Source organism: Collinsella sp. 1033st1_E11_1033SCRN_220408, from assembly GCF_039062465.1.
Classification (GTDB): domain Bacteria; phylum Actinomycetota; class Coriobacteriia; order Coriobacteriales; family Atopobiaceae; genus Parolsenella.
The window spans coordinates 1-4,601 of sequence record NZ_JBCLNF010000022.1 but is presented as its reverse complement, the minus strand read 5'-3'; the positions used below and the strand labels follow the sequence as shown (position 1 = coordinate 4,601).

The 4,601-nt window shown below is 58.2% G+C and carries 2 protein-coding genes; one reads left to right on the top strand and one right to left on the bottom strand.

Annotation, left to right across the window (positions count from 1 at the left end):
- The first annotated feature begins 789 nt into the window (after window positions 1-789).
- Window positions 790-2,802, top strand: a complete 2,013-nt coding sequence (gene htpG, locus ABCN07_RS07955; RefSeq protein WP_343006166.1) for a molecular chaperone HtpG — start codon at window positions 790-792, stop codon at window positions 2,800-2,802.
- A 266-nt stretch (window positions 2,803-3,068) separates the two neighbouring features.
- On the opposite strand, the gene ABCN07_RS07950 is transcribed toward htpG, so the two are convergent.
- Complete coding sequence (locus ABCN07_RS07950; RefSeq protein ID WP_343006165.1) at window positions 3,069-4,232, bottom strand: hypothetical protein; 1,164 nt, start codon at window positions 4,230-4,232, stop codon at window positions 3,069-3,071.
- Between the last annotated feature and the right edge of the window lie 369 nt (window positions 4,233-4,601).

Genomic DNA, 4,601 nt, shown 5'->3' with positions numbered 1-4,601 from the left:
CGCACAGCGCGTGCGGGGGCCTGCCTCCGATGTCACGCATACTCGGTGTAAACAACGTCATGGCACATAACAGCTAGAAAGCTTGTGGATTGGCGCTTTGAGCAAATCCGTGACGATGGGACTGCGGGATATGTTGCGATGGGCTGGGTCACGAAACGTGCCTGGCATCGGCGGATATAAGGCGAGGACCTGCGGCGGAACCTGATGGTATCGAAACGCTGTGTTCGAGCAAAGAATCCTGTCCACGTTAACCCCAATCGATCTGGCGATCTGCATGTGGCAATGTCGCGCGAAGGTCGCTTGTTTTCGATGGGGGTCTTTGGCTTGTCGAGTGATTATAGGGCGTTTGCGGGCCCGGGTGGTGGCTACTTGCCAATATGGTGAGCCTTCTGGAGCCAGTTTCGTCCGCCATGAAACTAAAAAAGACGAAATGACGTGGCTAAAACGCGACCGCTTGAGTAGACCGAAATGCGGCAAGTCGTTTACCTGCACCTTTACTTTTTGCTTGATGGCGGCTACTTGGTGCGACACGTTTTTGCCACGTCATTTCGACTCCGCTAAATATCATTCCGCAAGAAATGACGAACGAATCGCTCTATTTGACTGTCACGAAGGTTTGAGAAGTGCGATTCGACGGGTCGTCAGAGTGCTAATAGCGACTGAATCACGCTTTCACTGATTACTTGCGCATATTTGGGATATAAAACCTAAGTCAACCATTAGTAGATTTGCGAGCCACGGCCCATGTGGTCGTAACTCACCGCGTCGCTCGTCTCGGGAGGCCTGCACATGCGCAAGTTCAAGACAGAGAGCAAGAAGCTCCTCGACCTCATGATCAACTCGATCTACACCAACAAGGAGATCTTCCTCCGAGAGCTCATTTCCAATGCGTCTGACGCCGAAGACAAGCTTTATCTCCGCAGCCTCACGGATTCCGCGATTAACCTCGACGAGGACAGCCTTGCCATTCGAGTGACGCCCGACAAGGAGGCGCATACCCTCACCATCTCGGACAACGGCCTTGGCATGACGGAGGAGGAGCTCGAGAAGAACCTCGGCACGATTGCGCACTCGGGTTCTGAGGAGTTCAAGGCGGAGAATGCTGAGCACCAGGGTGACGACGTCGATATCATCGGCCAGTTTGGTGTTGGTTTCTATTCTGCCTTCATGGTCGCCAAGGAGGTTCGCGTGGTGACCCGCGCTGCTGGCGAGGATGTCGCGCATGAGTGGGTGAGCGACGGCCTCGAGGGCTACACCATTTCAGATGCCGAGCGCGATCACTGTGGTACTGACGTCATCCTTACCCTCAAGGATGACGTCGAAGGTACGGATGGCGCAGAGGGCGAGCGCTACAGTCGTTTCCTCGAGGAGTGGACTCTCAAGGAGCTTATCCGCCAGTACAGCAACTACGTGCGCCATCCCATCCAGATGATGGTCACCAAGAGCCGTCAGAAGCCCAAGCCCGAGGACGCTCCGGAGGACTACACCCCTGAGTACGAGGACTACACAGAGCTCGAGACCATCAACTCCATGACGCCGATCTGGAAGAAGCGCGACGTCGAGCAGAAGGACTACGACGAGTTCTACAAGTCCACCTTCCATGATTGGGAGGATCCGGCGCGCACCATCACCTTCCACGCCGAAGGCGCGCTCGAGTATGACGCGCTGCTGTTCGTGCCGGGCAAGGCTCCGTTCGACCTCTACAGCAAGGATTACGAGAAGGGCCTCGCGCTCTATAGCTCCAACGTCCTGATCATGGAGAAGTGCGCCGACCTCCTGCCTGACTACTACAACTTCGTGCGCGGCATCGTGGATTCGCCGGATGTTACGCTGAACATTTCGCGTGAGACGCTGCAGCAGAATCGCCAGCTCAAGGCTATCGCCAAGCGTATCGAGAAGAAGGTCACGAGCGAGCTCGAGACCATGCGCGACCAGGATCGCGAGGCTTACGAGAAGTTCTTCGAGAACTTCGGCCGCGGCCTCAAGTACGGCATCTATTCGAGCTATGGCATGAAGGCCTCTGAGCTCGCAGACCTCCTGCTCTTCTGGAGCGCTCGCGAGCAGAAGATGGTTACTCTCGCCGAGTATGCGAAGGCCATGCCTGCTGGCCAGAAGGCTGTCTACTATGCTGCTGGCGACTCTCGCGAGCGCCTGGCGAAGATGCCTGTCGTAAAGGCCGCTCTCGAACACGGCTTTGACGTCCTGCTATGCACTGCTGACGTGGATGAGTTCACGTTCCAGTCCATGCGCGCCTATGAGGCCAAGGGCCTGCCCAAGACGTACGAGGATGACGCCGTGCGCGAGGCCGCAGAGAAGGCCGTCGCCGATGGCGCGGAGCCCGAGGTCGAGGACCGTTCACTCGAGCTCAAGAACGTTGCCGCTGGTGACGTCGACTTTGCCACGGAGGACGAGAAGAAGGCGGCCGAGGAGGCCACGAAGGATAACGAGGACCTCTTCAAGGCGATGAAGGATGCTCTGGGCGAGAAGGTCACGAAGGTGACGGTGTCCGCGCGTCTGACTGATGCCCCCGCGGCGATTACCTCTGAGGGCCCGCTTACGCTCGAGATGGAGAAGGTCCTTGCGGCCGGCCCGGACGCGGCGGACGCTCCGAAGGCCCAGCGCGTGCTCGAGCTCAACGCCAAGCACCCGGTCTTCGACAAGCTCAAGGTCGCCCAGGAGGCTGGTGATACCGACAAGCTCGCCAAGTACGCGGGCCTGCTATATGACCAGGCGCTGCTTGTTGAGGGCATTCTGCCTGATGATCCGGTGGAGTTCGCCCAGAGGGTCTGTGAGCTGATGTAGTTTCAGCTTGGGCGCGTCTGCGGCCGTGGGTGCGGCGAGGTAGTGTGGCTGGCATCGGGCCTGGTGCGCGGATTGCGGGCGCGGCTGAGCTGCCGCCGGCGTGTCCGCCTTGCAGACCGCGGACGCAATAGCCATGAAAACGGCGGGGTCTCGCGCGTGCGAGGCCCCGCCTTTGTGTGCTGGCATGTGGCGCGCTGTCGCGTGTCGCAGTTGAGCGGTGGCGTCTTCTCGTCGCGCTGGCGTGCGCGTGGGCTGTGAGTGCCGGGCTACTTTGTAAAGGTGAACTCCGCCGTGTAGTGGTAGTCGAAGTAAACGTCGTGCGAGGTGTCGGTCATGTCATAGGATACGTGCCATGCACCGTCGCTAAAAGAGACAGTCGTGTTGTCGTTTACCTTGATGCTTCCTGGGTTGGTGCCGCAAGTGAAGCTGCCGGTCTCCTCTGTCGTCCTAAGCGCGGAGTTGATGCTCGAGTAGTTTTGATAACGCCAGATGCTGTAGCTGCAGTGGAGTTCGACGTTTCCGTCGGCATCCATCGAGGGCGTAACCTTAAAAGAGGCAGTCCATGGTTCGTCGCTTTCCCACCAATAGGAATAGCCGTAGCTGCCAATTTGGGTTACCTGGACGTGCGCTTTGCTGGCATTAAACGTCCCCGAGGCGCTAAGGTTTGCGAGCGCATTCGCAAGCTGTTGCTTGCGCGTCGCGGCGCTCTTCCCGTTGTACGACACATCGTCCGGAACGTTCGCATACTTCTCGGATGCTCCCTGGAGGCTACCCTCGTCGATGAGCGCCTCGGCTTCAATCATCGTTTGGACGACCTTGGCGTGGGAGATTTTGTCCTCGTATCCCTCGCCGAGCGCTTCGTAGATTTCGATCGCCTGCTGGGTCTTGCCGGCATCAACGAGCGCGTCGGCGCAAGCGCAGGCAAGGTCAGCTGCGTCGTCAAGCTCCTTTACCTGGGCAAATGCTTTTCCCGCCTCATAATTGTTGCCGTCGGCCTGGAGCTGCTTCGCCTCTTCGTAAGTCTGGTGTCTATGGGTGTCCTCAAGCCTGTCGGGGGCATCCTTGAAATGGCCAATCTCGCTAAAGAGCTCCTCGGCTGCATCATATTGCCCTGATTCGAAGAGCTGCTGGGCCTGCGTGTACTTGGAATTGGGGATGACGTATCCGACGATGACGGCTGCCACAATTGCTGCCAGGACGGCAACGCCCGCCATGATGCGGAGCGGCTTCTTGTGCTGCACCATCCATTCGCGTAGCGAGGAAGATGGGGATTGGCCCGCCTTATCGTCATCTTCGACATCTCCGTTTTTGACGGCGCCTTCGGACGGCGCACCTTCGCCCTGAATTACCCCGGCAACATTAGATGAGTCGGTGTCAGGTTCGGCTGCGCCCGAGTCGGTTCCGGACTGCTTCTCTGCCGCCTCCGTCACGTCTGCGCTGCGCTCTCTCGAATCGGCAACAGGAGCGGAAGCGCTAACGCTTGTCTCATCCTGTTCTTTGGCGATTTCGGGTACGGCGTCAACTTCGATTGGGCTCTCGGCAGAAGTGTCCTCGTCGACCGTCCCATCTGTCTGGAGTTCGGTCTCGCCGGCCTTGCCATGGGTCGCGTCCTTGGCGTCGGGATAAACCGTGCCGGACTCGGTCTGGGTCTAGCCAGATGTGACGGGCTTTTCTTCCTCAGTACACATAGCTCCTCCTTAATTATCCGTTACAGAAATTGTAAGCCTTGATTATCAACTTTATCCGAACACCTCCCACATTCATCCGCACATGTGCGGATGAATGTGGGAACCCGATAC